This window comes from Curtobacterium sp. AB451, from assembly GCF_050585845.1.
GTDB lineage: Bacteria > Actinomycetota > Actinomycetes > Actinomycetales > Microbacteriaceae > Curtobacterium.
This window is the reverse complement of record NZ_JBOBQG010000004.1, coordinates 449077-474995: the sequence shown is the minus strand read 5'-3', so window position 1 is coordinate 474995 and position 25919 is coordinate 449077. Positions and strand designations below refer to the sequence as shown.

The 25919-nt window shown below is 71.0% G+C and carries 26 protein-coding genes; 13 read left to right on the top strand and 13 right to left on the bottom strand.

Annotated elements, in window-relative coordinates; genetic code table 11:
- Window positions 1-35 precede the first annotated feature (35 nt).
- The 3 genes from ACQXVK_RS12185 to ACQXVK_RS12175 form a co-directional block, all read right to left on the bottom strand.
- Window positions 36-1556: an ABC transporter ATP-binding protein gene (locus ACQXVK_RS12185; RefSeq protein ID WP_402268265.1), complete on the bottom strand. Its 1521-nt coding sequence runs from the start codon at window positions 1554-1556 to the stop codon at window positions 36-38.
- Window positions 1557-1631: 75 nt separating this feature from the next.
- Window positions 1632-2705: a BMP family lipoprotein gene (locus tag ACQXVK_RS12180; protein ID WP_430853697.1), complete on the bottom strand. Its 1074-nt coding sequence runs from the start codon at window positions 2703-2705 to the stop codon at window positions 1632-1634.
- 209 nt (window positions 2706-2914) lie between these two features.
- The gene (locus ACQXVK_RS12175; RefSeq protein ID WP_402268271.1) at window positions 2915-4030 is read right to left on the bottom strand and encodes a mannose-1-phosphate guanylyltransferase; all 1116 of its coding nucleotides are present in this window, start codon (window positions 4028-4030) and stop codon (window positions 2915-2917) included.
- 222 nt (window positions 4031-4252) lie between these two features.
- Here ACQXVK_RS12175 and ACQXVK_RS12170 point away from each other — a divergent pair, with 222 nt between their 5' ends.
- The 6 genes from ACQXVK_RS12170 to ACQXVK_RS12145 all read left to right on the top strand — a co-directional run bounded on the left by ACQXVK_RS12170 (window position 4253) and on the right by ACQXVK_RS12145 (window position 9796).
- Window positions 4253-5491 (top strand): glycosyltransferase family 4 protein, encoded by a 1239-nt coding sequence (locus tag ACQXVK_RS12170; protein WP_430853696.1) that lies wholly within the window; start codon window positions 4253-4255, stop codon window positions 5489-5491.
- Between the two features lie 77 nt (window positions 5492-5568).
- Window positions 5569-6018 (top strand): succinate dehydrogenase, cytochrome b556 subunit, encoded by a 450-nt coding sequence (sdhC, locus tag ACQXVK_RS12165; protein ID WP_083857977.1) that lies wholly within the window; start codon window positions 5569-5571, stop codon window positions 6016-6018.
- A gap of 11 nt (window positions 6019-6029) precedes the next feature.
- Window positions 6030-6476, top strand: a complete 447-nt coding sequence (gene sdhD / locus ACQXVK_RS12160) for a succinate dehydrogenase, hydrophobic membrane anchor protein (protein ID WP_079236494.1) — start codon at window positions 6030-6032, stop codon at window positions 6474-6476.
- Window positions 6477-6558: 82 nt separating this feature from the next.
- A complete protein-coding gene (gene sdhA / locus ACQXVK_RS12155) occupies window positions 6559-8352 on the top strand; it encodes a succinate dehydrogenase flavoprotein subunit (protein ID WP_430853695.1) in 1794 nt (597 codons plus the stop codon).
- 1 nt (window position 8353) lies between these two features.
- On the top strand, window positions 8354-9127 hold the full coding sequence (locus ACQXVK_RS12150) for a succinate dehydrogenase iron-sulfur subunit (protein ID WP_022907492.1): 774 nt from the start codon (window positions 8354-8356) through the stop codon (window positions 9125-9127).
- Window positions 9128-9151: 24 nt separating this feature from the next.
- Window positions 9152-9796: a TNT domain-containing protein gene (locus ACQXVK_RS12145; RefSeq protein WP_402268279.1), complete on the top strand. Its 645-nt coding sequence runs from the start codon at window positions 9152-9154 to the stop codon at window positions 9794-9796.
- 124 nt (window positions 9797-9920) lie between these two features.
- Here ACQXVK_RS12145 and ACQXVK_RS12140 read toward each other — a convergent pair whose 3' ends face one another.
- The 5 genes from ACQXVK_RS12140 to ACQXVK_RS12120 form a co-directional block, all read right to left on the bottom strand.
- Entirely contained in the window at window positions 9921-10622 is a 702-nt protein-coding gene (locus ACQXVK_RS12140) for a DUF805 domain-containing protein (RefSeq protein WP_430853694.1), read from the bottom strand.
- 147 nt (window positions 10623-10769) lie between these two features.
- Window positions 10770-11048, bottom strand: a complete 279-nt coding sequence (locus ACQXVK_RS12135; RefSeq protein WP_022907489.1) for a DUF4190 domain-containing protein — start codon at window positions 11046-11048, stop codon at window positions 10770-10772.
- 170 nt (window positions 11049-11218) lie between these two features.
- Window positions 11219-11833: a DUF805 domain-containing protein gene (locus tag ACQXVK_RS12130; RefSeq protein ID WP_430853693.1), complete on the bottom strand. Its 615-nt coding sequence runs from the start codon at window positions 11831-11833 to the stop codon at window positions 11219-11221.
- Window positions 11834-11972: 139 nt separating this feature from the next.
- Entirely contained in the window at window positions 11973-12917 is a 945-nt protein-coding gene (locus ACQXVK_RS12125; protein WP_430853692.1) for a quinone oxidoreductase family protein, read from the bottom strand.
- Between the two features lie 10 nt (window positions 12918-12927).
- Window positions 12928-14190: an ice-binding family protein gene (locus ACQXVK_RS12120; protein WP_430853691.1), complete on the bottom strand. Its 1263-nt coding sequence runs from the start codon at window positions 14188-14190 to the stop codon at window positions 12928-12930.
- Window positions 14191-14377: 187 nt separating this feature from the next.
- Here ACQXVK_RS12120 and ACQXVK_RS12115 point away from each other — a divergent pair, with 187 nt between their 5' ends.
- Window positions 14378-15376, top strand: coding sequence for a diacylglycerol/lipid kinase family protein (locus ACQXVK_RS12115; protein WP_430853690.1), 999 nt, complete (start codon window positions 14378-14380; stop codon window positions 15374-15376).
- Window positions 15377-15468: 92 nt separating this feature from the next.
- Here the strand turns inward: ACQXVK_RS12115 and ACQXVK_RS12110 are convergent, their stop codons facing one another.
- The 4 genes from ACQXVK_RS12110 to ptsP all read right to left on the bottom strand — a co-directional run bounded on the left by ACQXVK_RS12110 (window position 15469) and on the right by ptsP (window position 20421).
- Window positions 15469-16626: a mannitol-1-phosphate 5-dehydrogenase gene (locus ACQXVK_RS12110; protein WP_430853689.1), complete on the bottom strand. Its 1158-nt coding sequence runs from the start codon at window positions 16624-16626 to the stop codon at window positions 15469-15471.
- A complete protein-coding gene (locus tag ACQXVK_RS12105; RefSeq protein ID WP_022907882.1) occupies window positions 16623-17060 on the bottom strand; it encodes a PTS sugar transporter subunit IIA in 438 nt (145 codons plus the stop codon). The genes ACQXVK_RS12110 and ACQXVK_RS12105 overlap by 4 nt, the downstream gene beginning before the upstream one ends.
- Before the next feature lie 85 nt (window positions 17061-17145).
- A complete protein-coding gene (locus ACQXVK_RS12100) occupies window positions 17146-18702 on the bottom strand; it encodes a PTS mannitol transporter subunit IICB (RefSeq protein WP_416394790.1) in 1557 nt (518 codons plus the stop codon).
- A 63-nt stretch (window positions 18703-18765) separates the two neighbouring features.
- Window positions 18766-20421: a phosphoenolpyruvate--protein phosphotransferase gene (gene ptsP / locus ACQXVK_RS12095; RefSeq protein WP_430853688.1), complete on the bottom strand. Its 1656-nt coding sequence runs from the start codon at window positions 20419-20421 to the stop codon at window positions 18766-18768.
- Between the two features lie 261 nt (window positions 20422-20682).
- On the opposite strand from ptsP, the gene ACQXVK_RS12090 reads away from it, so the two are divergent.
- Together ACQXVK_RS12090 and ACQXVK_RS12085 are read left to right on the top strand one after the other, a co-directional pair.
- On the top strand, window positions 20683-21453 hold the full coding sequence (locus tag ACQXVK_RS12090) for a DeoR/GlpR family DNA-binding transcription regulator (RefSeq protein WP_402268305.1): 771 nt from the start codon (window positions 20683-20685) through the stop codon (window positions 21451-21453).
- 77 nt (window positions 21454-21530) lie between these two features.
- Entirely contained in the window at window positions 21531-21803 is a 273-nt protein-coding gene (locus ACQXVK_RS12085) for an HPr family phosphocarrier protein (RefSeq protein ID WP_022905912.1), read from the top strand.
- A gap of 92 nt (window positions 21804-21895) precedes the next feature.
- Here ACQXVK_RS12085 and ACQXVK_RS12080 read toward each other — a convergent pair whose 3' ends face one another.
- Window positions 21896-22225: a hypothetical protein gene (locus tag ACQXVK_RS12080; RefSeq protein WP_022905913.1), complete on the bottom strand. Its 330-nt coding sequence runs from the start codon at window positions 22223-22225 to the stop codon at window positions 21896-21898.
- Between the two features lie 56 nt (window positions 22226-22281).
- Here ACQXVK_RS12080 and ACQXVK_RS12075 point away from each other — a divergent pair, with 56 nt between their 5' ends.
- From ACQXVK_RS12075 to ribD, 4 genes are all read left to right on the top strand, one after another.
- Complete coding sequence (locus tag ACQXVK_RS12075) at window positions 22282-23124, top strand: exodeoxyribonuclease III (RefSeq protein WP_022905914.1); 843 nt, start codon at window positions 22282-22284, stop codon at window positions 23122-23124.
- A gap of 36 nt (window positions 23125-23160) precedes the next feature.
- Entirely contained in the window at window positions 23161-24171 is a 1011-nt protein-coding gene (gene trpS / locus ACQXVK_RS12070) for a tryptophan--tRNA ligase (protein WP_430853687.1), read from the top strand.
- A 2-nt stretch (window positions 24172-24173) separates the two neighbouring features.
- Window positions 24174-24773: a GNAT family N-acetyltransferase gene (locus ACQXVK_RS12065; protein WP_430853686.1), complete on the top strand. Its 600-nt coding sequence runs from the start codon at window positions 24174-24176 to the stop codon at window positions 24771-24773.
- 90 nt (window positions 24774-24863) lie between these two features.
- Entirely contained in the window at window positions 24864-25916 is a 1053-nt protein-coding gene (ribD, locus tag ACQXVK_RS12060) for a bifunctional diaminohydroxyphosphoribosylaminopyrimidine deaminase/5-amino-6-(5-phosphoribosylamino)uracil reductase RibD (RefSeq protein WP_022907342.1), read from the top strand.
- Window positions 25917-25919 lie beyond the last annotated feature (3 nt).

Here is a 25919-nt window from a genome sequence, read left to right as displayed (position 1 = left end):
TCCGGTCGTGTGGGTGCTCTGGAGTTCTGCGGCCATCATGCGACCTGCGCCGTTCCTTCTGGGAGTTCGCCGGCCATCATCAGGCCGAGGACGTCCCGCGGGGTGTCCGCGGGGACGATGCCGACGATCGCGCCGCGGTACATCACGGCGATCCGGTCGGCGAGTGCCACGACCTCGTCGAGCTCCGTGGAGACGACGATGACCGGGACTCCGGTGTCGCGGGTGGCGACGATGCGCTTGTGCACGAACTCGATCGACCCGACGTCGATGCCGCGCGTCGGCTGCGCCGCCACGAACAGCCGCAGCTCGCGGCTCAGCTCGCGGGCGAGGACGATCTTCTGCTGGTTGCCGCCGGACAGCCGGCCGGCGGCGGTCGCGCGGCTCGGGGTGCGGATGTCGAACTCGGCGATCTTCTCGTCGGCGAACGCGTCGCGCTCCGCCGACCGGATCGTGCCGGCGCGGACGAACTCGGCGTGGTCGGCACGGTCGAGCATGAGGTTCTCGGCGATGGTGAACTCGCCGACGAGCCCGTCCTCCTTGCGGTCCTCCGGAACGAAGCCCACGCCCGCGTCGAGGATCTGCTTGACGGTGCGGCCGGTGAGCTCGCGGCCGTCGAGCGTGACGTGCCCGGCGTGCACCGGCTCGAGGCCGAGGATCGCCTCGGTCAGCTCGGTCTGCCCGTTGCCCTGGACCCCGGCGATGGCGAGGACCTCGCCGCGCCGGACCGTGAACGAGACGTCGTCGACCAGCACGATGCCGGACGGGTCGGTGACGGTCAGCCCGTCGACGACGAGCGCGTCCTCGCCCTCGGTGGCCGGCGCCTTGTCGACGACGAGGGAGACGGCGCGGCCGACCATGAGCGCCGCGAGCTCGTTGTTCGTCGCGGTCGGCGACGCCTCGCCGACGACCTTGCCGAGACGGATCACGGTGATGCGGTCGGCGACCTCGCGGACCTCGCGGAGCTTGTGGGTGATGAAGACGATGGCGGTGCCGGCGGCGCGGAGCTGCCGCATGATGCCCATCAGCTCGTCGGTCTCCTGCGGGGTGAGGACGGCCGTCGGCTCGTCGAACACCAGCACCTTCGCGTCGCGGGACAGCGCCTTGATGATCTCGACGCGCTGCTGCACGCCGACGGGCAGGTCCTCGACCTTGGCGTCGGGGTCGACGTCGAACCCGAACCGCTCCGAGATCTCGCGGACGCGCTTGCGGGCGCCGGCGAGGTCGAGCCGGCCGCCGAACGCGGTCTGCTCCTGGCCGAGGATGACGTTCTCCGCCACGGTGAAGACGGGGACGAGCATGAAGTGCTGGTGCACCATGCCGATGCCGGAACGCATGGCGTCACCCGGGCCGTCGAAGTCCTGGACGACGTCGTCCAGCAGGATCTCGCCCTCGTCCGCCTGGTACAGGCCGTACAGGACGTTCATCAGGGTCGACTTGCCGGCGCCGTTCTCCCCGAGGAGACAGTGGACCTCACCCGGCTCGACGGTGAGCGAGATGTGGTCGTTGGCGACGAGGGGGCCGAACCGCTTCGTGATGCCGCGGAGTTCGAGCTTCATGTTCTCAGAGTCTGTTTCTGTGATCGGCGCACGGAAACGCGGGCGAGGGAGGGTCCCCCGCCCGCGTCCACCGGACTACTTGACGGTCGCCTTGGTCTCGACCTTGATCGACCCGTCGATGATGCCCGACTTGATGGTGTCGAGCTCCTTCTCGAGGCCGCTGTCGACCTTGTCGGCGTAGTCGTGGAACGGCGCGATGCCGACCCCGTCGTTCTTCAGCGTGCCGACGTACGGCTCGTTGGAGTACTTCTTGTCGGCAGCCTGCTCGACGACGTCCTTGACGGCGGGGCGCATGCCCTTCTCGACGGACGTGAACGCGATGTCCTTGTAGCGCGGGTCGGCCTCGTACAGGTCGCTGTCCGCACCGATCAGCACCGAACCGTTGTTCGCGTCCTTGATCGCCTCGGCAGCGGACTGGTAGATCGGGCCACCGACGGGCAGGATCACGTCGGCGTCCTGGTCGATGAGGGTCTGCGCGACGGCCTTGGCCTGGGTGCCGGCCTCGAAGCCGCCCGTGAACGAGCCCTTCTGGCTGTCGACGTCCCAGCCGACGACCTTGACGTCCTTCGACTTCTGCTCGTTGTAGTACTTCACGCCGTCCGCGAAGCCGTCCATGAAGATCGTGACGGTCGGGATCTGCATGCCGCCGAAGGTGCCGACGACGCCGCTCTTCGAGTACGAGGCGGCCGCGTAGCCGGCGAGGAACGCCGCCTGCGAGGTGTCGAACGTGATCGGCTTGACGTTCTCGGCGTCGATCGAGTTGTCGTCGATGATCGCGAAGTCGGTGTCGGGGTTCGCGGCGGCCTGCTTCTTCGTGGCGTCGGCGAGGTTGAAGCCCACGGTGACGATGAGGTTGCAGTTCTGGCCGATGAGCTGCTCGATGTTCGAGTCGTAGACGGTGGCGTCCTTGGACTCGGCCGACTTGTAGGTGGCACCGAGGTCCGCGGCGGCGTCCTTCATGCCTTCGAAGCCGAGCTGGTTGAACGACTTGTCGTCGAAGCCACCGGCGTCGGAGACCATGCAGGGGCGGAAGCTGGTCTTGTTGCCGGTCGCGGTGTCGGACGGGGCGGCCGAGCAGCCGGCGAGGACGGCGACGGTGCCGGCCAGCGCGAGGGAGCTCAACAGGACCTGACGGGTACGAGATGTCATGGGTGGGTTCCTCCGGGGAGCGTGCCCGGACCACGTGCGTTCCGGGCGATCGTGGCGACAGTACACGACCGCCCGGCCGGTACAGAACGCCCCTGAGGGACTCCTGGGATCAGTTACGGGATCGCGACCGCGCGGAAACGCGCCCGTAACGCGGTGTCACGGCGGGACCCCCAGTTCGGGGGACGTCAAGCGCTTTTCGTGGTGGAGCGCTACAGGACGTCGCCGCGGCCACTGATCTTCAGTGCATCCACCACACCCTTGACCCGCTGCGCGTTCGCACTCGTGGTGACGAGCAGGGCGTCGGGGGTGTCCACGACGACGATGTCCTCGACGCCGATGAGCGAGATGAGCCGCTGGCTGTGCGAGACGACGATGCCGCTCGACGAGTCCGCGAGGATGCGGGCGCCGTCACCGAGCACCGCGAGGTTGTTGGCGCGGCCGCCGGACTGCAGCTTCGCGAGCGAGGCGAAGTCGCCGACGTCGTCCCAGTCGAAGTCGCCGGGGATGACCGCCATGCGTCCGGCAGCGGCCGCGGGCTCGGCCACCGTGTAGTCGATCGCGATCTTCTCGAGCTCGGGCCACACCGCGTCGACGACGGCACCGCGTGCCGAGGTGTCCCACGCGTCGGCGAGTTCCTCGAGGCCGGCGAGGAGCGCGGGCTTCGTCCGGCCGATCTCGGCGAGCAGCACGTCGGCCCGGGCGATGAACATGCCGGCGTTCCAGAGGTAGGTGCCCTGCTCGACGTAGGACCGTGCGGTGTCGAGGTCCGGCTTCTCGACGAAGGAGCGGACCGCGTGTGCGGTGGGGGCCCCGTCGATGCCGATCGGGTCGCCGTGCGCGTGGATGTAGCCGAAGCCGATCGCGGGCTCGGTCGGCGTGATGCCGATCGTGGTGATGTACCCGGCACGCGCGGCGACCACCGCCTCGCGGACCGACCGGCGGAACCCACGGGCGTCGCCGATGACGTGGTCGGCGGCGAAGGAGCCGATCACGACGTCGGGCTCTCGGCGCCGCAGGATCGCCGCGGCGAGGCCGATGGCGGCGGTGGAGTCCTTCGGCTCGCTCTCGAGCACGACGTTGTGGTCCGCGACGCCGGGGAGCTGGGACTCGACGGCGACGCGGTGCGCCCGGCCCGTCACGACCATGATCCGCTGCTCGCCGGCGAGCGGCGCGAGGCGGTCCCACGTCTGCCGGAGCAGCGAGGTGCCGGACCCGGTCAGGTCGTGCAGGAACTTGGGCGCGTCGGCGCGCGACAACGGCCACAGTCGCGATCCGATGCCCCCGGCGGGGATGATCGCGTAGAAGTCCTCGAGTGCGTCTGCCACGTGCTCACCGTACCGGTGCCACCGTGCGCGACCTGGGTGCTTCCCGCACCCTTCCCGCACGCTCGCGGTGCGGGAGTCCGCACGCGACGGCCGCAGCCGGCCCGCCGGTCGTGCGCCGCGCCTCCCGTCCACCCGCGGGCGCGGCTGTTCACCGCCTGCGTGCCGGGCGTTCACGTCGGCGGCCCCGACGGGACACACCCGGGGCCGAGCATGGGCATCGCCATGAACGCACGCAGCGTGGAGCGCGGCACGTCCCAACGGACCGTCGCCGTCGTGACCGAGAGCTTCCTGCCCACCCTCAACGGCGTCACCACCAGCGTCCTCGCGGTGCTGGACCACCTGGAACGCCGCGGTCACCGCGCGGTCGTCATCGCGCCGGACACCCCCGGCATCGCGCAGTTCCGCTCGCGGACGCAGGTGGAGCGCTACCGCTCGTTCGACGTCCACCGGGTGCCGGCGGTCGCGTACCGCCAGTTCCCGGTCGCACTCCCGCACCCGGTGCTCGACACGATCCTCGCCGCCTCCGGCGCCGACGTGCTGCACGCCGCCAGCCCGTTCCTGCTGGGTGGACGCGCCATCACGGCGGCCGGGAGGCTCGGCATCCCCTCCGTCGCCGTCTTCCAGACCGACGTGGCCGGGTTCGCCCGCCGCAACGGCCTGACCGCGACCATCCCGCTGGTGCGGAAGATCCTCGGGCGCATCCACGCCGGCGCGTCGCTGACGCTCGCGCCGTCGACCGCGACCGCAGCGATGCTCGCCGAGGACGGCGTCCCGCGGGTCGCCCGCTGGGGTCGCGGCGTCGACACCGACCTGTTCCACCCGGCGCGGCGCTCCTCGGCGCACGTCCGGGCGCTCCGGCGGCGGATCGCCCCGCGCGGCGAGACGATCGTCGGGTACGTCGGGCGGCTCGCACCGGAGAAGGAGGTCGAGCGGCTCGCCGAGCTCGGCGGCGTCCCGGGGATCCGGATCGTCGTCGCCGGCGGCGGTCCGTCGCGGGCGATGCTCGAACGACGGCTCCGGCACCTCGACGTCACCTTCACGGGGCCGCTGCGCGGCGACGCCCTCGCGGACGCCTACGCCGCCCTGGACCTGTTCGTGCACACCGGTCCGGCGGAGACGTTCGGGCAGACCCTGCAGGAGGCCCACGCGAGCGGCCTGCCGGTCATCGCACCCGCGGCCGGCGGCCCGGTCGACCTGGTCGCCCCCGGACTCGACGGCGACCTGTACGACCCGGACGAGCCGCAGGCCCTCCGCCGCGCGGTGCTCGCCCTGCACCACGACCGCGCCCAGGCCGCACGGATGGGCTCCGCCGGACGGCTCCGGGTCGAGGGCACGACGTGGGAGGCGGTCGGCGACCAGCTGCTCGGCCACCACGACACGGCCCGCACGATCGGCGCGCCGCCCGCCGCGACGCGAGGTGCCCGGACCGGTTGGCACGAGAAGGTCAGCGCACGCGCATAGGATGGTCGTGTTCCACACGAACACGAACGGCAAGGGCTCGCCGATCGGGCGAGCCCGTCCTATGGGAGGACGAGCTCATGGCCGAGCAGACCGGAGGGGGTACGGCGACCGCCGCACCCCGGGTGACGATCGATGCGCCGCGCGCTTCTCGGACACCGCAAGGGACCCTCTACCGGGGCTCGACCGGCATGTGGTCCTGGGTCCTGCACCGCATCACCGGTGTGGCGATCTACTTCTTCCTGCTGGTGCACATCCTCGACACCGCCCTCGTGCGGCTGTCCCCCGAGGCGTACAACGCGGTCATCGGCACGTACAAGACGCCGATCATGAACCTCGGTGAGATCGCCCTCGTGATGGCGATCGTCTTCCACGCGTTCAACGGGCTCCGGATCATCCTCGTGGACTTCTGGTCGAAGGGCCCGAAGTACCAGCGCGCCATGTTCTGGATCGTGCTCGTCCTCTGGGCGATCGCCATCGCCGGCTTCCTGCCGCGCCAGCTCATGAACCTCGTCGCCGACTTCAACTAGGGGGCATCCGGATGACCACGCAGACCATCGAGCCCCCGCGCTCCGCAGCAGCAGCCCGTCGCACCACCAACTGGGAGAAGTGGGGCTGGATCTACATGCGCGGCTCGGGCGTCCTGCTCGTCGTGCTGATCTTCGGGCACCTCTTCGTCAACATGGTGGCGGGCGAGGGCGTCAAGCAGATCGACTTCGCGTTCGTCGCCGGCAAGTGGGCGTCGCCGTTCTGGCAGGTGTGGGACTCGCTCATGCTCGTCCTCGCGCTGATCCACGGGTCGAACGGCATGCGCACGATCGTCAACGACTACGTGTCGAAGCCGGGCATCCGCAAGACCCTGCTCGTCGCGATCCTCATCGCCTGCGTCGTGCTCATCGTGCTCGGCCTGCTCGTCTGCTGGACGTTCGACCCGTGCCCCGCCGGTGCAGCCGCCGCGGACCTGCCGTCGTTCTGCCCCGCGCAGTAGTCCCGCCGACCGCAGCCGCGACCCCCTACTCGCCCGCCGTCCACTCCCCCGACGGCGCGGCCACCACCCCGGAAAGGCCCCAGTGACCGAGACCACCGTTCACCACCACCAGTTCGACATCGTCATCATCGGCGCGGGCGGTGCCGGCATGCGTGCCGCCATCGAGGCCGGTCCGAAGGCGAAGACGGCCGTCATCTCGAAGCTGTACCCGACCCGCTCGCACACCGGTGCAGCGCAGGGCGGGATGGCCGCGGCGCTCGCGAACGTCGAAGAGGACTCGTGGGAGTGGCACACCTTCGACACGATCAAGGGGGGCGACTACCTGGTCGACCAGGACGCCGCCGAGATCCTCGCGAAGGAGGCCATCGACGCGGTCATCGACCTCGAGAACATGGGTCTGCCGTTCAACCGCACGCCCGAGGGCAAGATCGACCAGCGCCGTTTCGGCGGGCACACGCGCGACCACGGCAAGTCCCCGGTCCGCCGGGCCTGCTACGCGGCCGACCGCACTGGTCACATGATCCTGCAGACGCTGTTCCAGAACTGCGTGAAGCTCGGCGTGAACTTCTTCAACGAGTTCTACGCGCTCGACCTCATCATGGTGGACGTCACGGGCGACGACGGCGTCACCCGGAAGCAGCCCGCCGGTGTCGTCGCCTTCGAACTCGCAACCGGCGACCTGCACGTCTTCCACGCCAAGGCGATGATCTTCGCCACCGGCGGCTTCGGAAAGATGTACAAGACGACCTCGAACGCGCACACCCTCACCGGCGACGGCGTCGGCATCGTGTGGCGCACCGGTCTCCCGCTCGAGGACATGGAGTTCTTCCAGTTCCACCCGACCGGGCTCGCGGGCCTCGGCATCCTCCTGACCGAAGGTGCCCGAGGCGAGGGCGCGATCCTCCGCAACGCCTCGGGTGAGCGGTTCATGGAGCGCTACGCCCCGACGATCAAGGACCTCGCACCCCGCGACATCGTCGCCCGGTGCATGGTGCAAGAGGTCGCAGAGGGCCGCGGCGCGGGTCCGAACAAGGACTACGTGCTGCTCGACTGCACGCACCTCGGCGCCGAGGTGCTCGAGACGAAGCTCCCGGACATCACCGAGTTCGCCCGCACCTACCTCGGCGTGGACCCGGTCGTCGAGCCGGTGCCCGTCATGCCGACCGCGCACTACGCGATGGGCGGGATCCCGACGAACGTCAATGCCGAGGTCCTGTACGACAACACGACCGTCGTCCCCGGGCTCTACGCCGCCGGCGAGTGCGCGTGCGTCTCGGTCCACGGCTCGAACCGACTCGGCACGAACTCGCTCCTCGACATCAACGTCTTCGGCAAGCGCTCCGGCAACAACGCGGCCGAGTGGGTCAAGACCGCCGACTTCCTGCCGCTGCCCGAGCACCCGGAGCAGGCCGTCAAGGACATGCTCGACCAGCTCCGCGCGTCGACCGGCACCGAGCGCATCGCCGTGCTGCGCAAGGAACTGCAGGACGAGATGGACAAGAACGCGCAGGTGTTCCGCACCGACGAGTCCCTGGCCCGCGTCACCGAGACGATCCACACGCTCCGGAACCGGTTCATGCAGGTCTCCGTGCAGGACAAGGGCAAGCGCTTCAACACCGACCTGCTCGAGGCGGTCGAGCTCGGGTTCCTGCTCGACCTCGCCGAGGTCGTCGTCTACTCGGCCCGCAACCGCAAGGAGTCCCGCGGCGGCCACATGCGCGACGACTACCCGAAGCGCGACGACGAGAACTACATGCAGCACACCATGGCGTACCTGACGGGCGATCCGCACTCGTCACTCGCCGACGACCACATCACCCTCGACTGGAAACCAGTCGTCGTGACGCGGTACCAGCCGATGGAGAGGAAGTACTGAGATGACCGACACCCTGGTCTCCGACGCACCCCGCACCGACACCGTGCAGGACGCCCCTCCCGGATCGTTCTCGGTCACCCTGATCATCCGGCGCTTCGACCCGGACGTCGACGACGAGCCGCGCTGGCAGGACTTCGACGTCATGATGCTGCCGACCGACCGCATCCTCGACGCGCTGCACAAGATCAAGTGGGACCAGGACGGCTCGCTGACCTTCCGTCGCTCCTGCGCCCACGGTGTGTGCGGTTCCGACGCGATGCGCATCAACGGCCGCAACCGGCTGGCCTGCAAGACCCTCATCAAGGACCTCGACGTGTCGAAGCCGATCTACGTCGAGGCGATCAAGGGGCTGCCGCTCGAGAAGGACCTCGTCGTCGACATGGAGCCCTTCTTCAAGTCCTTCCGCGAGGTCCAGCCCTTCCTGCAGGCGAGCTCGGCACCGGAGAAGGGCAAGGAGCGCGTGCAGTCCGTCGCCGACCGTGCCCGCTTCGACGACACCACGAAGTGCATCCTCTGCGCCGCGTGCACGTCGTCCTGCCCGGTGTTCTGGACCGACGGCCAGTACTTCGGCCCCGCGGCGATCGTCAACGCGCACCGGTTCATCTTCGACTCGCGCGACGACGCTGCGGACGTCCGGCTCGACATCCTCAACGACAAGGAGGGGGTCTGGCGCTGCCGCACCACCTTCAACTGCACCGACGCCTGCCCGCGCGGCATCCAGGTCACGAAGGCCATCTCCGAGGTCAAGCAGGCGATCATGCGAGGGAAGGCATAGGTCGCACCCGGTAGGCTCGCGGCCATGACGTTCGCGGAGACCCGCCCCATCCTCGACCAGCTCGGCTACACGATCCGCTACGTGCAGCTCCCCGGAGAGACCCTGCACGAGCCCCCGGTCGAGGGAGCACTGCGGGTCGTGCCGGTCGAGGGTGCCGGTGACTTCGCCCTCGAGGTCGTGGACTACGGCACCGCCCGGCGTCTCGCGACCGCCCGCGGCGAAGCGGATGCCGTCGAGATGCTCCGGCGGTTCCTCAACCGTCCGTTCCCGGCACCGAAGGACATCCCCCGCCACGAGCTCGACGGGCTGCGCGACCGGGCGGCGTCCACGTACCCGCAGCTCGCGCAGCAGGTCGCGCAGGCGGGCGAGCAGGGGCTGACCATCCAGATCCCGGCGGGCGTGCCGGTCGACCGGATCGGGGGCCCGGACGGCTACCTCCTGCACCCCCTCGACACCCCGCTGGCGCAGCGGTCGCTCCCGCCGCACGTGGCCGGGTCGCCCGAGACGCACCGCTACCTGGTCGAACGGCCGTTCCTCGTGACCGTCCGGTTCGTCCAGCCCTGGTTCGACCAGCCCGGAGGCGCGCTGCGCTTCCAGACGGCGGATCCGTCGGTCACGGTGCGCGACCTCGTCGTGGACGGTTCGCTCTCACGCCTCCGCGTGGTCTGATCCGCGTCACCTGATCCACGGCTGCCGCGCCGCTCCCGCAGCACGACTGCCGCACGACGAAGCGGCCCGCACCCTCCGGTGCGGGCCGCTTCGTGGTGCGGGTCGCTTCGTCGTGCGGGATGGACTACCCGAGGTCCGGTCGGTCGAACCGCGCACCCGCGGGGTTCGACTCGAGGACGCCGAAGACGATCGCCGCGACGTTCACGAAGATGCCGATCAGCCAGAACGGGCCGGCGAGGTTCGCGTCGTGGACCCGGCGCCATCCGAGCGCGATGTTCGGGACGAGGGTGCCCAGCCACCAGATGCCGTAGAGGCCGAGGAACACGAACGCGATCGGGGACGGCGCGGCGTCACCCGACGGGTTGCCGTAGGCGTCGACCCGTGTGCTGCTCACGAGGGAGCCGATCAGCACCGCGTAGAACCCGCCGAACAGGACGATCGTGACGATGGCGTTGGCGAGGATCCAGTACCAGAACTCGCTGCGGCTGGCCCGCCCGTCGAACCGGGCGTACTTCGCGAAGAAGCGCTTGAACGCGTCGAGGAACCCGATGCCGTACCAGGGGGCCCACAGCGGCGGGACACCGTCGGGGCCGACCGGGGCGTGCTGCTGCGGCTGGTAGGGCTGCTGTGCGTAGGGCTGCTGTGCGTAGGGCTGCTGTGCGTAGGGCTGCTGTGCGTAGGGCTGCTGAGCGTACGGCTGCTGGCCGGGCTGGCCGTACGGCTGCTGGCCGGGCTGGCCGTACGGCTGCTGGCCGGGCTGGCCGGACGGCTGCTGGCCCTGCGGCTCGTGTCCGTCCGGGTTCTGCGGTGGGTACTGGTCACTCATGGATCCCCCTGTGTGTCGGCTCGAGTACGGAAGAGAGTCAACCAGACCGACGCCCCGTCGTCCGTCCCCGTCGCCCGTCCCCGTCGGACGGCGAGGCGGCCCGCTCCTCGGGAGCGGGCCGCCTCGGGTCGAGCTGGAGCGCGGTGATCAGTACCCGGTCGTCGTGCCCATGTTCGCCGCGGCCGAGGCGAACACGATGATCGAGATGATGCCGAAGACGATCGACAGCGCGGAGATGATGACCCCGGCGAGCGCCAGGCCGCGGCCGCGCTCACCCGTCTTCTTGATCTGGGTCAGCGCGATGATGCTGACGACGAGCCCCGCGATGTTCACGACGAACGCGAGGATGAACCCGACGATCGCGAGGACGCTGTAGCGGTCGGAGGCCGGAGCGGGGGCGGACTGGTAGGGCTGTGCGTTGGTCATGTGGGATCCCCTCGGTGGTGTGACGTGCTGGACGCTGCCGGGCGCAGTGCCCAGCGCTCCCGACCATATCGATCGAGCGCGGCTCGGGTTACCGCGTGACGACCCCCGATCGGGGGACGCGCACGCTCGTCGCCGCCGCTCGGAGCCCGGACCGTGCCCACTCCGGGTACTCAGCCGCGATCGGGTCGGTCGTACTGCTGCCCCTGCGGGACCGTGGCGAGCAGTCCCACGATGAGCGCGAACAGGACGCCGATCGGCGGGATGATGAAGAACAGGGCGAAGTACCCGCTGAGGTTCACGTCGTGCAGGCGGCGGACGGTCAGCGCGATGAACCCGATGAAGGTGGCGAGCGCCCAGAGCTGGACGAGGCGGTCGTCGGCGTTCGAGATGTACGGCAGCGCGTTGATGACGGAGCCCACGATGCCGATCGCCGCGTTGCCGATCACGTACCAGAGCGCCCAGAACCAGAACTCGCTCTTGCTGGCGCGTCCGTCGAACCGGACGTACTTCTTCCAGAAGCGCAGGAACGCCTGCGGGAACGGGATCCCGTACCAGGGTGCCCAGAGCGGCGGCGGCCCCTGCTGCTGCCCGTTCGGCGTGGGCGAGCCGTAGGGGTTCTGCGCGGCGGACGGCTGCTGCCCGTACGGGTCCTGGCCGTACGGGCTCGACCCACCGGACGGCTGCTGCCCGTACGGGCTCGGCCCGCCGGACGGCTGTTGGCCGTACGGGCCCGGCCCACCGGACGGTCGGCCGTACGGGTCCTGCGGCGGGTACTGGTCGCTCACGGTTCGTTCCTTCCGGTGGCCTGCTCGTGCAGAGCCGTGTCGATGCGCCTCGAGTCAAGCAGAGCCGGGGCACCGACGCGTCATCCCTGCGGACGACTCAACGGACCGCGGCGCCCCGCGGCACGTGGGCACCAGAGGGTCAGGGGACGAGTGCGAGCTTCCCGCCGGGGTGCTGCGACTCGAGCACCTCGGCGGCCTGCCGTGCTTCGGCGAGCGGGAACGTCCGCGCGACCGGGACGACCAGTTCCCCCGAGGCGGCGAGGTCGATCAACCGCTGGCGCACCGAGTCGCGGAACGCCTTGCTCTCCGGCTGGGCACCGCCGATCGCTCGGATGCCGTCCGACTCCGCCCGACCGAACGCGGCGATCGTCACGATGCGCGAGCGGTCGGCGACGAGCGCGAGGGAGACGTCGACGGCCTCGTCGGTGCCGACGCAGTCGAGCGCGACGTCGACACGGTCGTCCGTGCCGTCCCCGACGAGCGCCCGGACGCGGTCCTCGAGCCCGTCCCCGTACGCGATCCACTCGCCACCGAAGTCCGCGACGGTGTCGGCGTTCCGCTCGGACGCCGTCCCGATCACGCGGGCACCGAGGAGCCGGAGCTGCTGGAGCAGGCCGACCCCGACCGCGCCGGCGGCGCCGTGCACGAGGACGGTGTCGTTGCCGGTCGCACGGGTGACCCGGAGCATGTCTGCCGCGGTGGTACCGGCGAGCAGCAGGTTCGCCGCTTCGGGGAACCCGAGCGACGCCGGCTTCGCGAACACGTCCCCGGCGGGCACCGTGATCCGTTCGGCCCACCCGCCGGCGACCCGGAACGCGAGGACCTCGTCGCCGACCGCTCCCCCACCCGAGGCGATCTCGGTGTCCGGTCCGACGGCGACGAGGACCCCAGCGACCTCGTAGCCGACGGGGACGGGCAGGTCCGACGGGTCGCCCTGCCGGGTGTGCTTGGTGTCCGCGGGGTTCATCCCGGCGGCACGGACGTCGATCGTCACCTCGCCCGGGCCGGGTGCCGGCACCTCGGTGTCGACGTACTCGAGGACTTCGCTGCCGCCGAACCGCGGTGCAACCCAGTGCTTCGTCATGCCCCCGACGCTACGCGCGCGGTGCCGGACGTCGTCGGGTCCGCAGGGTACGGGACCGCAGCACGAGGAGTGCGGAGCCGGCGACGAGGAGCGCTCCGGCGATCGTGAGCGGGATCGTCGGGTCGCTGCCGGTGAACGCCAGCTCGGCCGGGGACGTCCCCGAGCCACCGCCGCCCGAGCCGGCCGCGACCGGGACCGCCGGGGCGCTCGACGTCGGAGCCGTCGGGGTGGCCGACGGCGAGGGGACCACCGCGGGTGCGCGGACGGTCAGGACGTACGTCTCGGTGTCGGCCGGAGCCGTGCCGTTGTCCGCCGTGATCGTCACGGTCGTCGTGCCGGGTGTCGTCGGGGTGCCGGAGATGACCCCGGTGGTGGGGTTGATGGTGAGTCCCGGCGGGAGCGTGCCACCGTCGGAGTACGTCGGCGCGGGGCTGCCGGTCGCGGTCACCGAGAACGAGTACGGCGTCCCGGCGGTCGCTGCGGTGGGCGTACCCGAGGTGATGGTCGGCGCGACCGTCTCGGAGGGCGTCCCGGGGGCCGGGCACCCGGTCGGCGCCGTGATGGTGTTCGTGTCGAGCGTGACCGCGGCGTTCCGTGCGAGGAGTCGGCCGACGACCGTCGCACCCGTGGTGGCCGTGACGGACTGGTCCGCGAGGACGGTGCCCTGGAACTGTGCGGCGCTGCCGATGGTGGCGGAGCTGCCGACCTGCCAGAAGACGTTGCAGGAACTGGCCCCGCCGGTGATGAGGATGCGCGTCCCCGACCCGATCGTCAGCGTGGACGCGGCCTGGAACACCCAGACGGAGTCCGCGCTGCCCGCGAGTGTCAGGGTCCCGGTGTCGGCGAGTCGCAGCGCGTCGCCGGTGTACACGCCGGGCGACAGGCTCAGACCGTTCAGCTCGGTGATCCCGGTCTGGGTCGGGGTGAGCGACGCGGCCACGCCGTACGCCGTCGTCGTGTCGGCCTGCGCCTGGGTGGCCGCAGCATCGGTCTGGTGCACCGTGCCGTTCACGATGCCGTTCCCGGTGCCGCCGAAACCGGTGATCGAGGTGCCCGGCGAGACGCCGAGGTCGCCCTGCACGGTCGTCGGCCCGGTGTTCGTGACGGTGGAGGCGCCGAGGGACCCGTAGGTCGCTGCGGTGCCGAGGTTGATCGGACCGTCGATGACGGTCGCGGCCGATGCCGGTGCGGAGGACGCGAGCGCGAGCGCCGCCGCCAGTCCGATCCCGGTGCCGATGAGGGTGAGTGAGCGGACGATGGGCGTGCTGGCCATGACGGCCCCTGCCTGTTCAGGAGAGGTGCCGCTCAGGTGCCGAAGGCGCCCGGCACTCGCCGTGCTGCGAGTCTGGCCCGTGTTCCTGCGCAGACTGACCCGGATTGCCAGGTTCGCCGGATCCGCGCGGTTCGGACACGCCCGGTGCCGACCGTTCCGGCACCGCGCCCGACGGTAGCGTCGTCTGGTGCCCTCTCCCCACGAAGCTCCCGACCCCGCCCGACGCCCGAGCGCGCGGCAGCGGGCCGCGGTGGTGGTCAACCCCTCGGCGGTCGACCTCGCCGCCCTCCGTTCGGCGGTCGCCACCGAACAGGGGTCGCTCGGGTGGGACGACACCGTGTGGTTCGAGACCGCTGCCGGCGACGACGGCCGCGCCGCCGCGCAGGAGGCGCGAGCCGGTGCGCCCGACGTCGTGCTGGTCGTCGGTGGCGACGGCACGCTCCGGGTGGCGGCCGAGGTCCTGCACGGATCCCGGATCCCGATCGCCCTGCTCCCGACGGGGACCGGCAACCTCTACGCACGGAACCTCGGGATCCCGATCGGTGACGTGACGGCTGCCGTCCGGTCGGCGTTCCGCGGCGCGGACCGTCCCGTCGACGTCGCGTTCGCCGCGCTGACCTCGGCGGACGGGGACACCGCCGAGCACGGGTTCCTCGTGATGGCGGGCATCGGTCTCGATGCCCGGATGGCGGCCGAGACGAACGCCGGGCTGAAGAAGCGCTTCGGGTGGCTCGCCTACTCCGACCCGATCCTCCGGTCCGTCGTGGGCAACCGTCAGATCGACCTCCGGTACCGCCTCGACGGCGGCGAGGAGCACGGCATGCGCGCACACACGGTCATCGTCGGCAACTGCGGCACCCTCACCGCCGGCCTCCTGCTCCTGCCCGCTGCGGAACCGGACGACGGACTCCTCGACGCCGTGGCGTTCCGCCCGCGTGGACGTGTCGGGTGGACCAAGATCGGCTACGGCCTCTCGCTCAACCGCTTCTTCCACCGCACGGGCTTCGGCCGCCTGCTCGCACGCTTCCTGCCGCGGTCGCGGACCCTCGGCTACACGACGGCGCGGCGACTCGACCTCGTGCTCGACGAGCCCGAGCAGCTGCAGTTGGACGGCGATCCGTTCGGCCTGGTGGCCGCCGCCAGCCTGCGCGTCGAGCACGGCGGTCTCGTGCTGCGGACGGCCTGACGCGGCGGTCCGACGCGGGTGCACGACGGACGGGAGGCGCGGTGCCAGCCGACACCGCGCCTCCCGTCCGTCTCTTGCGGGCGTCGAGGACGCTAGGCGCGCGCGGACCGCACCCGGTCCGCGAACGCGGCGTGCAGCGGGTGCTGCGGGTCGAGCCCGGTGATCTCGGTCACGACGTCCGCGTCGCTCCGGTCCGAGCGCAGCAGTGCCTGGAGTTCGACGCTCTGCTCGTCGTCCGGCACGTCGAAGCGCAGCGCGGCACCCATCGCGTCGAGCAACGCCGTCGGCTCCGTGCCGTCCTCGGCGAGGGCGGCGGCGGGCGACACGAAGCGCTCGTCACGGGAGAGCTTCCGAAGCGGCTGCCGGCCGACCCGGGTCACGGTGTCGGGCAGGTGCGGGTTCTCGAAGCGCCCGATGATCGCCTGCACGTAGGCGCGGTGCACCTCGGGGTCGAGCTCATGACGACGGACGAGCAGGTCGCTCGTCTCGGCGAGCACCGACTCGAGCTCGGAGCGGACCGCGGGGATCGCGATCGCGTCCGAGATCTTGTCCGCCCCCGCGAGGAAGCCGTGGTAGGCGACGGTGGCGTGCCCGGTGTTGACGGTGAAGAGCTTGCGCTCGATCGAGGCCGCGAGGCCGTCCACGTAGTGGGCACCCGGGATCTCGGGCTCGTTCCCGCCGAACGGTGTGCGGTCGATGGCCCACTCGTAGTAGGTCTCGACGGTGACGTCGAGGCCGGCACCGTCGGGCTGGGCCGGGACGATGCGGTCGACGGCGGTGTTCGCGAAGACGGCCTTGGCGAGCGCCTTGTCGCGCACGTCGGCCGGCAGCGCCTCGACGATGAACTCGCGCAGACGGTCGGTGGCGTTCAGGGCGTTCTCGCACGCCATCACCGCGATCGGGGCGGCGTCGGGGTCGCGCTGTTCGAGGGCCCGGGCGATGACCGGGGCGATGAACTTCAGCACGTTCGGGCCGACGGCGCACGTGACGACCGCGGCGGCGGCGATCTCGGCGACGACGCCGGCTTCGTCCTGGGCGCTGTTCAGCGCGCGGAAGTTCGTGACCTCGTGGTCACGCGCGTCGTGGCCGACCTCGTGCACGGTGTACGAGTCGGCTGCGGCCAGCGCGTCGATGAGCGGCGCGGCGACGTCGGCGAAGACGACCTCGTACCCGGCCTCGTGCAGCAGGAGCCCGACGAAGCCGCGGCCGATGTTGCCCGCGCCGAAGTGGACCGCGGTGGGGGTGCTCACTCGTTGACCTCGCCGAGGATCGACAGGATCGCGGCGGTGTCCGGCGCGTCGGTCAGCTTCTGGACCTCGTCCTCGTCGCTGAACACGATCGCGATCTTGGACAGGATGTCGAGGTGCTCGTTGTTGACACCGGCGATCCCGACGACGAAGCGGACGGGGTTGCCGTCCCAGTCGATGGGCGTCGCGTAGCGGATGAACGACAGCGCCGAGGACTTGATGGCGTCCTTCGCGTCGTTCGTGCCGTGCGGGATGGCGAGGAAGTTCCCCATGTACGTCGAGACGCTCTTCTCGCGCTCGAGCATGGCCGGGTAGTAGTCCGCGGTGACCGCGCCTGCAGCCTCGAGGATCTCGGCCGCCTCCTTCATCGCCTCCGACTTCGTCGGTGCGGTGTCCTCGGTGTGGATCCGGATCTGGCTCTCCTGCAGGACGGGCATCGGGGTTCTCCTTGCTTCGTGACGTGGCGTCGTGGACGTGTGGAGGGGACGGGCCGTGGCCCGTCCCCTCCGATACTGCACTGCGTTACTGGTTCTTGAGCTGGTCGACGACCTGGTCGTACTGCGGCGCGTTCATGAAGTTGCCGACGGACACGTGCTGTGCCCCCGGGTTCTTCTGCCTCGCGCGGTCGGTCAGCTCCTCCTGCGTGATGATGAGGTCCTCCGTGCCGTCGAGGTTCGCGATCGCCTTGTTGACGACCGTGACGCCCTCGATGCCGGCCTTCTTCACCTTGTTGCGGAGGACGCTCGCGCCCATCGCGCTCGAGCCCATGCCGGCGTCGCAGGCGAACACGACGTTCTGCACGCGGGTGGCCGTCGCGGTCGATGCGGAACCGACGCCGCCGAGCGAGGCCTCGGCCTCTTCGTCGTTGGCGGGGGCGTTGTTGCCGAGCAGGCCGGAGGTCGCGGCGTTGACGTCGCGGCCCTTGTTGGCCTGGAGCTTCGCCATCGCGGCGCTCATGTCCCCGCCGCCGTTCGCGAGGTCACGCTTGCGGGTGGCCAGCAGGAAGAACGAGGCCACGGCGAAGGACACCGCTGCCGAGAGGATCACCGACAGGATGACACCGACGAAGCTGTCCTTCGCGGTCGAGCCGATCACGGCGAAGATCGACCCGGGGGACGCCGGGGCGACGAGGCCGGAGTGGAACGCCACGTTGGTCGCGACACCGGTCGCACCACCGAGGATGACGGCGATGAACAGCACCGGCTTCTGCAGCACGTACGGGAAGTAGATCTCGTGGATGCCGCCGAGGAACTGGATGATGATCGCGCCGGGAGCGGTCGAGCGGGCGATGCCGACACCGAAGAAGGTGAAGGCGAGCAGGATGCCGAGACCGGGGCCGGGGTTCGCCTCGAGCAGGAAGAGGATGCTCTTGCCCGACTCCTTCACCTGGGCGGCACCGAGCTGGTCGAGCACACCGTGGTTGATGGCGTTGTTGAGGAAGAACACCTTCGCCGGCTCGATGATCACGCTGGCGAGCGGGAGCAGCGAGTGGTTGATGAGGAACTCCACCGCCGCGCCGAGGCCGTTCGCGATGGCCTTGAAGACCGGCGCGAGCCAGAAGAACCCGATCATGGCGAGCACGAAGCCGAGGATGCCGGCCGCGTAGTTGTTCACGAGCATCTCGAAGCCCGGGCGGATCTTGCCGTCCCAGATCTTGTCGATCTGCTTGATGATGTACGCGCCGAGCGGGCCGCAGATCATCGCGCCGAGGATCATCACGGTGCCGTTGGCGCCGAGGATGACACCCATCGCGAAGATCGAACCGACGACGGCGCCGCGGGTCTCGTAGACCATCCGGCCGCCCTGGATCGCGATCGCGAGCGGGATGAGGTACGTCAGGATCGGGCCGACGACGCCGGGGTTGGCGACGCCGTTCGTCTCACCGAAGCCACCGAGGATCCCGACGGGGGTCCAGCCGGTCTCGATGAAGAAGGCCGTGATGATGCCCCACGCGATGAAGATCGCGATGTTGGGCATGACCATGCCGGAGAGGAACGTGCCGAACTTCTGAACGGCGACGCGTGCGCCGCCCCGCGACTTCGCGGGAGCGTCGGGCGCTGCAACGGACGACGTTGTCATGTGCGGTGACTTTCTGTGAGGTGCTGCTGCTGCGTGTGGAGGGAAGGTGGTGCTGGGGTCGGATCAGGCGGCGTGCGTCGCGGCCGCGGCGGACTTCGCAGCCGCCGCCGTCGACGCGGCGAGTGCCGCCTGGGCCATCTCGCGGGCCTCGGCGAGGGTGTACTTGCCGAGTTCGGCACGCACGTCGGCGAGGGCCGCGGGGGTCATGGAGAGCGTCGTGGCGCCGAGTCCGACGAGCACGACGGCGAGCAGCGGGTCGGCTGCCGCCTCGCCGCAGATCCCGACGGCCTTGCCCGCGTGCTGCCCGGCGGTGCCGAGCTGCGCGACGAGTCGGAGGACGGCGGGGTGCCACGGGTCCTGGTACGACGCGACGGTGCCGAGCATGCGGTCGGCGGCCATCGTGTACTGGGTCAGGTCGTTCGTGCCGATCGACACGAAGTCGGCGGAGGTGAACACCTGGTCGGCCATGAGCGCGAGCGAGGGGACCTCGGCCATGACGCCGGCGGTCCGGATGCCGAGCTCGCGAGCCAGGTCGACGAAGTACTCGGTCTCCTCGGCGTCGGCGACCATCGGCGCCATCACCCAGAGGTCGGCCTCGGTCTCGGCGTCGGCCTGGGCGAGGGCGGTGAGCTGGTCGCGGAGCACCTCGGGGTGGTTCCGGAGCGCGCGGAGCCCGCGGCGACCGAGGGCCGGGTTCTCCTCGTCCTTGTCGGTGAGGAACGGCAGCGGCTTGTCGGCACCGGCGTCGAGCGCGCGGACGACGACCTTCTTGCCCGGGAACGCCTCGAGCAGCTGCTTGTAGGAGCCCTTCTGCTCGTCGACGGTCGGCGCCTTCGGCGAGTCGAGGAAGAGGAACTCGGTGCGGAAGAGCCCCACGCCCTCCGCACCGAGAGCAACGGCACCCGCGGCGTCGGCCGGGCTGCCGAGGTTCGCGAGCAGCGGGACGGTGTGTCCGTCGGCGAGCGCACCGGCGGTCAGGGGTGCTGCGGCCGCGGCGAGGCGGTCGGCGATGCGCTGTTCGACGTCGGCGACGAGCTCGGCGGAGGGGTCCGTGACCACGGTGCCGGCCGCGGCGTCGACGACGACCTCGAGCCCGTCGGCCAGGTCGTCGGCACCGGTGACGCCGACGATGGCGGTGATGCCCTTGGCGCGGGCGAGGATCGCGGTGTGCGAGGTCGGGCCACCGTCGCGCGTGACGAGGGCGAGGACCTTCTCGAGGTCGAGGAGCGCGGTGTCGGCGGGCGCGAGGTCGCGGGCGACGAGCACGAAGGGGGTGTCGGACTCCGGCACGCCCGGTGCGGCGACGCCGCGGAGCTTGGCGACGATGCGCTGGGCGACGTCGTCCAGGTCGGCCGCGCGCTCCCCCATGTAGCCGCCCATCGACACGAGCAGGTCGCGGAACTGGCCGAACGCCTCGAAGACGGCGCGCTCGGCGTTGGTGCCGCCGTCGATGCGGGCGTGGACGTCGTCGAGGAGCGTCGGGTCCTGCGCCATGAGCGCCTGCGCCTCGAGCACGGCCTGGGCGTCGCCGCCGGCGAGCTGCCCGCGCTTGTTGAGGTCGTCCGCCACCGCTGCCAGCGCCGAGGCCACCGCCTGCTTCGCGTCGTCCGCGGAACCCGTCAGCGCGTCCTTCGACGGTTCGCCGAGCGGGTCCGCCATGCGGAGCACGGGGCCGTGGGCGACGCCGCGGCCGACGCCGGTGCCGAGCAGTTCGGACATTCGAGACTCCTTCATCTCACGCGCGCTTGCGGTGGGGTGGTTCGTTCGGTGCGCACGACCGGAGACGGGACCCCGCCGGTGCGGCTGTGCAGCACCATACCCCGATCCACGTTGACAAACAAACACATCCGGGGATAAAAATGCAGAAACAGATGCCCGTTTGCGTCTGGTGGCTGAACCGTTCCGGTCATGGTCGCCGAGGACGTGCCCGGTCGTGTCCGTTCCGTTCCGACTCCACCGTTCCGAGACGACGAGGCCCCGATGTACGCACCAGAGCGCCACCAGCGCATCGTCGAGCAGGCGCGGGCGCAGGGTCGGGTCGACGTGAAGGACCTCGCCGAGCTGCTCGAGGTCACGCCGGAGACGATCCGCCGCGATCTGACCTCGCTCGAGCGGCGCGGGCTGGTCCGTCGCGCGCACGGCGGCGCGATCCCCGTCGAGCGCATCACCCTGCACCCGGGCGTGGGCGACCGCGGCGGCATCAACCAGGCCGAGAAGATGGTCATCGCCGAGGCTGCGATCGGGGAGCTGCCCGAGAACGGCTCGATCATGATCGATGCCGGCACCTCGACCATCTGCCTCGCCGAGCTGCTCCCGAACGACCGCGGCCTCACGGTCGTGACCCACTCCCTGCCGGTGGCGATGGCCGTCGCGAACCGGCCGGGCATCGACCTGCACCTGCTCGGCGGCAACATCCGGAGCGACTCGCTCGCCGGCGTCGGGACCTGGACGCACCAGCTCATCGGGATGGTGAGCGTCGACGTCGCGTTCATCAGCATCAACGGCATCACCCCGGAACGCGGCCTGACGACGCACAACATGGCCGAGGCCGCCGTGAAGTCCGCGATGATCAAGTCCGCCCGCCGGAGCATCCTGCTCGCCGACCACACCAAGTTCGGCCGCGAGGAGTTCGGTCGTGTCGCCCCGCTCGCCGCGATCGACACGATCATCACCGACCCCGGCGTGAACGCCGACCTCGTCCGCGAGGTCGAGGCCGCCGGCACCGAGGTCTTCTGGCCGGGCCGCGACTGACCTCGGTCAGGCGCACCGGAACCGCCCACCCCGCGCTCGCTACCATGAGCCAACCACCCATCGACAGGAGTACATCGATGTCCGAAGCCACCCGCACCGTCACCGTCGCCAGCGCGTCGGGGCTGCACGCCCGCCCCGCCTCCCTCTTCGTCCAGACCGTGACCGCGTCCGGCCACCAGGTCACCATCGCGAAGGGCGACAAGTCCGGCAACGCGGGCAGCATCCTCGCGCTCCTCGGCCTCGGCATCGAGAACGGCGACGAGGTCACCCTGACGGTCTCGGGCGACGACGCCGAGACGACCGCGGACAGCCTGGTCGAGTTCCTGAAGACGGACCACGACGCGGCCTGATCGCGCGGGGCGCGTCCCGGACGCGACCACGAGACGGACGGGAGGCGCGGTGCCGGCTGGCACCGCGCCTCCCGTCCGTCGTCCGGTCGCCCCTACTGCCCCAGTGGCGGGATCGGGCGCAGCTCGCCCCAGGCGAAGGCACTCTCGGCGATGAAGTCCTGCAGGTCATCGGCGATCTTCAGGAGCATCTCCTGCTCGCCTTCCTGGAGCCACAGCCAGGAATCGCCGTCGTCGCCGGCGATCGACCACGCGAGGACCATGCCCTCGTCGGCGACGTCTGTCTCGACCACGCGGCGGAGTCGTTCGAGCCCGTCGGTGTAGACCCAGAACTCGGCTCCGCGGAACTCGTCCGGACGCAGCATCTGCTCGGCCACGGGTCGGAACGCGGCAAGCACCTCGCCCACGGTCATCACGACGGTCACGGCGCGAGCCTACGACCGGCGCGTCCGTGTCGGCACCCGCCGATAGGGTGTTGTGCATGACACGCCTGCGCCTCGCATCCGTCAACGTGAACGGCATCCGTGCCGCGTTCCGGAAGGGGATGGGCGACTGGCTCGCCACCCGCGACGTCGACGTCCTCGCGCTGCAGGAGGTCCGTGCGTCGAGCGACGACCTCGCCGGGCTCCTCGGCGACGAGTGGGACATCGTGCACGACCCCGCGACCGCGAAGGGTCGCGCGGGCGTCGCGATCGCCTCGCGCCACAGCGCCCACGTGCACCGCGTCGCGCTCGGCGCCGACGACTTCGACTCGGCCGGGCGCTGGCTCGAGGCGGACTACGAGATCGGCGGCACCACGGTGACGGTCGTGTCGACGTACGTCCACTCGGGCGAGGTGGACACCCCGAAGCAGGACGAGAAGTGGAAGTTCCTCGACGCGATGACCGAGCGGCTGCCGGAGCTCCGCGCACACAACCCGCTCGCGGTCGTCGTCGGCGACCTCAACGTCGGGCACGACCAGCGGGACATCAAGAACTGGAAGGGCAACGTCAAGCGCGCCGGCTTCCTGCCCCGTGAGCGCGCCTACTTCTCGCGGTTCTTCGGCGAGCAGGGGGCCGAGGTCGAGGGTGCCGACGGCTCGACCGGTCCGGGCCTCGGGTGGGTCGACGTGGGCCGCGCCCAGGCCGGCGACGTCGAGGGCCCGTACACGTGGTGGTCGTGGCGCGGCCAGGCCTTCGACAACGACACGGGCTGGCGCATCGACTACCAGGTGGCGACCCCGGAGCTCGCCGCGAAGGTCACGCAGTACACGGTCGACCGCGCTGCCGCGTACGACCAGCGATGGTCCGACCACGCCCCCGTGGTCGTCGACTACGAACTCTGACCCGCTCCCCCACACGCTCCAGCACAGGACAGCACCATGACCACGACGCGCATCTTCTCGGGCATCCAGCCCTCGGCCGGCTCCCTCCACCTCGGCAACTACATCGGCGCGCTCATGCAGTGGCGGACGCTGCTCGACGACCACGACGCGATCTACTGCGTCGTCGACATGCACGCCATCACCTCGCCGCAAGACCCGGCCGAGCTCCGCGCGAACACGCGGGCGACGGCCGCGCAGTACATCGCCTCGGGCATCGACCCGACGAAGGCGACGCTGTTCGTGCAGTCGCACGTGCCGGCGCACGCCGAGCTCGCCTGGGTCCTGAACACCCTGACCGGCTTCGGTGAGGCGAGCCGGATGACCCAGTTCAAGGACAAGTCCGCCCGGCAGGGTGCCGAGGCCGCGTCGGTCGGCCTCTTCACGTACCCGATCCTGATGGCGGCGGACATCCTGCTCTACGACACGAAGGTCGTGCCGGTGGGCGACGACCAGCGACAGCACGTCGAGCTCACGCGTGACCTCGCGGGGCGCTTCAACTCGCGGTTCGGCGACACGTTCGTCGTGCCGGAGGCCCGGATCCTCACCGACACGGCGCGGATCTACGACCTGCAGGACCCGACGAGCAAGATGAGCAAGTCGGCCGCGTCCGACAACGGCCTCATCCGACTGCTCGACGACCCGAAGCGCACCGCGAAGAAGATCCGCTCGGCGGTCACCGACACCGAGCGCGAGATCCGGGCCGACCGGCAGGCGAAGCCCGGTGTCACGAACCTGCTGTCGATCCTGTCGGCGTTCACCGGCACCGCGGTCGCCGACCTCGAGACGTCGTTCCAGGGCAAGGGCTACGGCGACCTGAAGGGCGAGGTCGCCGACGCCGTCGTCGCCGAGCTCGAACCGGTGCGCGCCCGCACGCTCGAGCTGCTCGACGACCCGGCCGAACTCGACCGACTGCTCGCGATCGGGGCGGACCGCGCTGAGTCGATCGCGTCCGAGACCCTCGCGCGGGTCTACGAGCGCATCGGCTTCGTGCCCCGCACCCGGCGCTGACCGTGCGCCCCGTCACGCTGTCGTCCGCCCGGGTGCACCTCGACGTGCCCACCCGGGCGGACGCCGCGGCGATCACCGAGGCCTGCCAGGACCCGGACATCGTGCGCTGGACCACGATCCCGACGCCGTACACCGCCCGGGACGCCGCCACCTTCGTCGACGCGCTCGTCGGCCCGGGGTGGGCGTCCGACCGCGAGTACACGTGGGCGATCCGCCGGACCGGGTCCACCTGGCTCGAGGGGATCATCGGGTACCGCACCGCCCGACGCGACCTCGGCTTCTGGCTCGCACCCTCGGCACGCGGCGCCGGACTCATGCACGACGCGGTCGGCCTCGTGGTCGACTGGGCCTTCGCCGAGGGCGCCCCGGACGTCTACTGGGAGTGCTACGTCGGCAACACCGCCTCGGCTGCCGTCGCCCGCGCCGCGGGGTTCTCGTACACGGGCACCGGCGACGCGCTCGTGCCCGGACGCCAGGGCGCGCCGACCGCGGCGTGGAAGGGCCTGCGCCGCGCCGACGGGACGCCGGCGTCCGACCTCCCCTGGCCCATCGACCCGGACGGGGGACAGCGTGATGACGCGTCACCGACCGATCGCCGCTAGTCTCGGAACGTGACCGCGACACCCGCTCCGCCGGACCCGTCGGCATCCCCGCCGGCGCACTCCTCGGCGTCCCCGGCCGAGGTGCGTGCCATGCGCCGAGCCCTCGAGCTCGCGGCACTCGGCCCCGCGGTCGGCGACCACGTCCGCGTCGGCGCCGTCATCCTCTCGCCCGCGGGCGACGTCCTCGCCGAGGGGTGGCACAAGGGCGCCGGCACCCCACACGCCGAGGTGGACGCACTGTCCAGGGTCGACCCGGCACACCTCGTCGGCGCGACCGCCGTCGTGACCCTCGAACCCTGCAACCACACCGGTCGCACCGGGCCCTGCGCCGTCGCGCTGCTCGAGGCCGGGATCGGCCGCGTCGTGTACGCCGTCGACGACCCCGGTCCGGCAGCGCGCGGCGGTGCCGACCGCCTCCGCGCCGGCGGCGTCGACGTCCTGTCCGGTGTCCTCGCGGCCGAGGTCGAGGAGTTCCTCGAACGCTGGCTCCTGTCGGTGCGTCTCGGCCGCCCGTGGGTGACCGTCAAGTGGGCGTCGAGCCTCGACGGCCGGGCCGCCGCAGCCGACGGCACGAGCCGCTGGATCACCGGGGCCGCCGCACGCCAGCACGTCCACGAACAGCGGGCAGCGCACGACGCGATCCTCGTCGGCACCGGCACCGTCCTCGCCGACGACCCGAGCCTGACCGCCCGGGGCGACGCGGGCGAGCTGCTCGCCGACCAGCCGGTCCCGGTCGTGTTCGGCGACCGCCCGGTCCCCCCGGATGCCGCCGTCCGCCGCCACCCGCGGGCACTCGTGACGATGCCCGGCCACGACCTCGCCGCCTCGCTCGGCGCCCTCCGCGCGCACGGGGTCCACTCGGTGTTCGTCGAGGGCGGTCCGACCGTCGCGTCGGCGCTCATCGCGGCGGGCCTCGTCGACGAGTACCTCGTCTACCTCGCGCCCGTGCTGCTCGGCGGCCCGCGTGTCGCCCTCGACGACGTCGGTGTGGGAAGCATCGGCGAGCGTCGCAGGTTGGACGTACTATCGACCACCAGCCTCGGCCCCGACCTGCTGGTCCGAGCCCGACCTCACCGCGCATCCCGCCCGGCGACGGCCGAGCCCGGGATCGCGGGGCCCCAGAACGACCGGAGCACCCCATGACCG

Bases quoted from the DNA above. Each gene is read 5' to 3' on its own strand.
- ACQXVK_RS12135 (WP_022907489.1), bottom strand. From the start codon at position 11,048: ATGACCAACGCACAGCCCTACCAGTCCGCCCCCGCTCCGGCCTCCGAC.
- ACQXVK_RS12145 (WP_402268279.1), top strand. From the start codon at position 9,152: ATGACGTTCGCGGAGACCCGCCCCATCCTCGACCAGCTCGGCTACACG.
- ACQXVK_RS12085 (WP_022905912.1), top strand. From the start codon at position 21,531: ATGTCCGAAGCCACCCGCACCGTCACCGTCGCCAGCGCGTCGGGGCTG.
- ACQXVK_RS12100 (WP_416394790.1), bottom strand. From the start codon at position 18,702: ATGACAACGTCGTCCGTTGCAGCGCCCGACGCTCCCGCGAAGTCGCGG.
- trpS (WP_430853687.1), top strand. From the start codon at position 23,161: ATGACCACGACGCGCATCTTCTCGGGCATCCAGCCCTCGGCCGGCTCC.
- sdhD (WP_079236494.1), top strand. From the start codon at position 6,030: ATGACCACGCAGACCATCGAGCCCCCGCGCTCCGCAGCAGCAGCCCGT.
- ptsP (WP_430853688.1), bottom strand. From the start codon at position 20,421: ATGTCCGAACTGCTCGGCACCGGCGTCGGCCGCGGCGTCGCCCACGGC.
- sdhC (WP_083857977.1), top strand. From the start codon at position 5,569: ATGGCCGAGCAGACCGGAGGGGGTACGGCGACCGCCGCACCCCGGGTG.
- ACQXVK_RS12170 (WP_430853696.1), top strand. From the start codon at position 4,253: ATGAACGCACGCAGCGTGGAGCGCGGCACGTCCCAACGGACCGTCGCC.
- ACQXVK_RS12105 (WP_022907882.1), bottom strand. From the start codon at position 17,060: ATGCCCGTCCTGCAGGAGAGCCAGATCCGGATCCACACCGAGGACACC.
- ACQXVK_RS12150 (WP_022907492.1), top strand. From the start codon at position 8,354: ATGACCGACACCCTGGTCTCCGACGCACCCCGCACCGACACCGTGCAG.
- ACQXVK_RS12180 (WP_430853697.1), bottom strand. From the start codon at position 2,705: ATGACATCTCGTACCCGTCAGGTCCTGTTGAGCTCCCTCGCGCTGGCC.
- ACQXVK_RS12120 (WP_430853691.1), bottom strand. From the start codon at position 14,190: ATGGCCAGCACGCCCATCGTCCGCTCACTCACCCTCATCGGCACCGGG.
- ACQXVK_RS12140 (WP_430853694.1), bottom strand. From the start codon at position 10,622: ATGAGTGACCAGTACCCACCGCAGAACCCGGACGGACACGAGCCGCAG.
- ribD (WP_022907342.1), top strand. From the start codon at position 24,864: ATGCGCCGAGCCCTCGAGCTCGCGGCACTCGGCCCCGCGGTCGGCGAC.
- ACQXVK_RS12090 (WP_402268305.1), top strand. From the start codon at position 20,683: ATGTACGCACCAGAGCGCCACCAGCGCATCGTCGAGCAGGCGCGGGCG.
- ACQXVK_RS12075 (WP_022905914.1), top strand. From the start codon at position 22,282: ATGACACGCCTGCGCCTCGCATCCGTCAACGTGAACGGCATCCGTGCC.
- ACQXVK_RS12185 (WP_402268265.1), bottom strand. From the start codon at position 1,556: ATGAAGCTCGAACTCCGCGGCATCACGAAGCGGTTCGGCCCCCTCGTC.
- ACQXVK_RS12125 (WP_430853692.1), bottom strand. From the start codon at position 12,917: ATGACGAAGCACTGGGTTGCACCGCGGTTCGGCGGCAGCGAAGTCCTC.